Consider the following 3,715-nt stretch of genomic DNA (forward strand, 5'->3'; position numbering starts at 1 on the left):
CAATATCTTTTATTTCAACTCTTTCAATTAATTGGCGATAAGAATATTCAGTTAGAAATGACATTGGTAGGCTTGGGTTAAATGACGCACAACGTTGTTGTATAAGATTAGTTGCGTTGATTTAGCACTAAAGTTAGCAAATAAATCACAGATAGAAAGTCCGCAAGGACTTTCGTAAACTGGCTAAAACCAGCAATTAATTTTATACGGTGTTGGCATACGTTATTGTAATTCCATTTTGGATATTATACTAAAAGCAATAATGAAAATTCCTATTGCAATTCCTATTCTAATTTGTAATACTTGAAATGGACTATGTATATATTTCTGCCTTCTTGATATAAAAAAGTCAGATTTCCAATAAGCAATGATTCCTAAAAATATTGGTATTCCATATGTTAAATAATTACCCATTATTGATTAAGTAACTTAAAATTATTAATAAAATTATCGAAGCAATAATTGTCGTCTTTACAGAAAATATCCCTAAAAAGTGTGAGCGTTTTTCCCATTTCCTAACTAGTCTTTCAAGTTTGTTGTATTGTTCATTTGTCATAATTATAAATCTCCAAAGCTTTCTACAAATCCATTTAAGCAAGTAACACGATATTTATACTTGACATTACCTAATCTATTTTTAAACTCACCATACAAATAATGATGATAAACATTTTCTGCATCTACGTTTTCATTAATTTTATCTGGTCTTCCCATCAGATATGTTAAAATAGGTGCTGGCATTCCCACATAATGTTTTTTAGATTTTATGATTCGAAATTCTTCTTTTCCTAATGTTTGTTTTACGTAATTTAGTAATTGACTTCTTTTATTAAAATGGTCATAAATAGCCCAAATAATATATGAAGGAATAAATAAGGTTATTAATATTATAGCTAAATCCATATTATAATTTTGTAAAAGATGTTAAATAAAATTCTCCAGTATCATTTTCGTCCCAAAGTATTAAATGTATTTTATTGTCTTTAGTGTAGTCATTGGATATATTTAATGATGACTGAACATAATTTTTAATTCTTTCAATAAGTTGTTCTTTAACTTTGGTGAAAATCATAATTTTTGTTGATTTAGTAGCAATTAATAGTTTATCAAAATCTATTTTAAAATGCCCAAAAGTTTTATAACTAATTTCAGATTCTAAAACTAAATCAATAGATGAAACAATATTTTCATTTTCGTTTACAGCCATTTTATACCAAACTAAGTCAAATAACCATTCTTTTTCGTTATATTCTTTATCGCAATTTGTTGCAACTTCATAACCCATCTTTTCTCCTAAATCTCCAATAATTATTTTTAATTGGTTAGTAAATTCCTTATAGTTACGAATTCCAATATCGGTAAGAAATTTACTTTTAGATTGTAGTTCTTCGTGAATTAAGTTTACTATTTCTGTTTTTTCCATATTATCAATGCAGTTCGTCTTAATGTATGCCAACGGTCTAGTATAAGAATAGTAGCGGATTTTTAAGCACTAACTTTTCGGTTAAGCATAGACCTTTTTTATATTTACTTACTTTGGTTTTAGAGATTAAACCGCTATTATTTTTATACATTGTTGGGCACAGTACTTTTTTCTTTCAATTCCTCAATTATCAATTCTTGTGATTGAATAATTTCTATATCAGATTCCAATTCAAAAAGTCTATTACCTCGTGATTCTTTTCGAGTTTGAATTACAATTTTTAAGTCAAATTCTTTTCCTTGGCAAGATTTTTCAAGCTTTTCGATTGCATCATTGAGAGTTTCTCTCTTTCCTTGAATTTTTACAGGCACAGGTTTCTCGTTAAAATGCTTTCTTAAAAATCCATCAATTCCAGAGTTTCTTTGAACTGGCAGAGCATCAATACTTTTCAGAATTGCCATTTCATATTCTGATTTTTCAAGATAGCTATTATAGCCTTTGTTTAATAATGCGGAACCTGTGATTATCATTTCTTCTAATCGTCTATTGGCAAGTTCAACTGCATCTTGAGATGCATCAATTCCGATAAAATCTCTATCCATAGATTTAGCAGCGACACAGGTTGTACCACTTCCACAAAAAGGGTCAACAACTAAATCTCCTTTATCTGTTACTATTTTTATTATCTCTTTTAAGAGTAAAACAGGTTTTTGTGTCGGATAACCAACTCTTTCTTTTGCTTTGGGATTTAGGTAAGGAATTTCCCAAGTATCTGATAATGGAACGCCTTTTTTTTCTTTTCCTAAAACAATGTTGCCGTTTTCATCTGTCTTGTAAATTGACTTTCCATTTGCAGTTTTTTTTCTGTCTTGTAAGATTTGGTCAATATTTGTTGTAGCAGCGTAATTGGTGTAGTATTGATTGAACTTAAAATGTTTGCTTTTTGAATAGAAATATATATTCTGATGTGAGTTTAAAAGACCTTTTTTTGAATTAGACCATCTTTTGTAGCTCCAAATAATTTCACTTTGGAAATTTTTCATTCCAAAAACTTTGTCTAGAGTTACTCTGATATAATGAGAAGCAACCTTATCGCAATGAAGAAAAACACTACCAGTTTCTTTTAAAACTCTTTTACATTCTTTTAGACAAGCCTCAATTAAATCTAAATAGTCATCTAATGAATTCCAACTATCGCTGAATTCATATTTTTTTGATTCATCTCTAGTTACTAATGAATGTTTTTTTTGGGTAAAAAATGGTGGGTCAAAATATACTAAATCAACGGAATTAGATTCTAATTCTGTCAATTTATTGATGCAATTTCCTTGATAAATTTTATTTACTTCCATCAGCTTTAGTTTTTTTATCTGCGATAGAAGTCAGGATTTCTAATAAATCATATCCAGTATATTTTTTGACAAAATTCCAAGCTTCATCTCCACCATAATATTCTCCTTTTACACCTTTGTAATATGTAGCAAGTATTTTTTGAATTTTAATAGCTTGCTTTCTTTGAGGATAATAAAACATTACCCTTATCGGTTTATAACCATAGCTTGTAATACATTCTACTCTGGTATGTTCTTTTGTTATATGGTCTCCATCAGTAGTCGCATCTCGCCATTTTATTTCTATTGCGTTATTGTCGTCTAAAAAGTCAATTTCAAATGTTTTCGGTCTTGAACCAACTGTGTTTTTTACTAATGTTCGTTTACCTTTTAGGTTGTTAAATTTAAAGCATAGAACAGTTGCTTCTTCTAAAAACGACCCAGCATATTTGTAGAGAAATCGACCTGTATTTTGGTAAACGTCTATTAATTGACCTCGCTCGTTAGAAATTCCTAATACTCTATAAATTAGATAATGTGAATTATCATCTTCGAGCATTTCTTCTTTTCTGCCCTCTATTTTTCCGTTCAGAGTTTCAGCATATCGATTGGAAAGTTCTTCAATTTTTGAATAGAGTAGGTCATAGTCTGTTCCATCCTTTTTGGCTTGTAGGATTTGTTGATTTCCGTATGTTTCTGCATCCTCCATTAATGTGTCTTTGGTTTTTCCTTTTGTTTCAATTCCAAGGGATTTACAGTAGTCTACAAGTTCTTTTTTGTTCAATTTATATAGTTTCAATTAGTTCTTAAATTTTAACAAATTTACGAAATTTAAAATCCTTTCGCAGAGTTATTTTGTATTGTGCCCAACGTGTTTGTGTTATGAAAATTTGCGATTTTAAGATTGGCTGATTTTCCGCAGGAAAATTAAGACAAGATTAAAAAGCAACAAATTTTGTTT

The 3,715-nt window shown here is 29.2% G+C and carries 4 protein-coding genes; all 4 read right to left on the reverse strand.

Annotation, left to right across the window (positions count from 1 at the left end; genetic code table 11):
• Positions 1 to 558: 558 nt before the first annotated feature.
• Complete coding sequence (locus MPF13_RS15280; protein WP_099567895.1) at positions 559 to 903, reverse strand: hypothetical protein; 345 nt, start codon at positions 901 to 903, stop codon at positions 559 to 561.
• A 1-nt stretch (position 904) separates the two neighbouring features.
• Positions 905 to 1,423 (reverse strand): hypothetical protein, encoded by a 519-nt coding sequence (locus MPF13_RS15285; protein ID WP_099567894.1) that lies wholly within the window; start codon positions 1,421 to 1,423, stop codon positions 905 to 907.
• A gap of 143 nt (positions 1,424 to 1,566) precedes the next feature.
• Entirely contained in the window at positions 1,567 to 2,775 is a 1,209-nt protein-coding gene (locus MPF13_RS15290; protein WP_249983631.1) for a DNA-methyltransferase, read from the reverse strand.
• Positions 2,762 to 3,538 (reverse strand): ApaLI family restriction endonuclease, encoded by a 777-nt coding sequence (locus MPF13_RS15295; protein WP_249983632.1) that lies wholly within the window; start codon positions 3,536 to 3,538, stop codon positions 2,762 to 2,764. Before MPF13_RS15295 ends, MPF13_RS15290 begins: the two co-directional genes overlap by 14 nt.
• Positions 3,539 to 3,715: the final 177 nt, after the last annotated feature.

Source organism: Polaribacter sp. Z022, assembly GCF_023555495.1.
GTDB lineage: Bacteria > Bacteroidota > Bacteroidia > Flavobacteriales > Flavobacteriaceae > Polaribacter.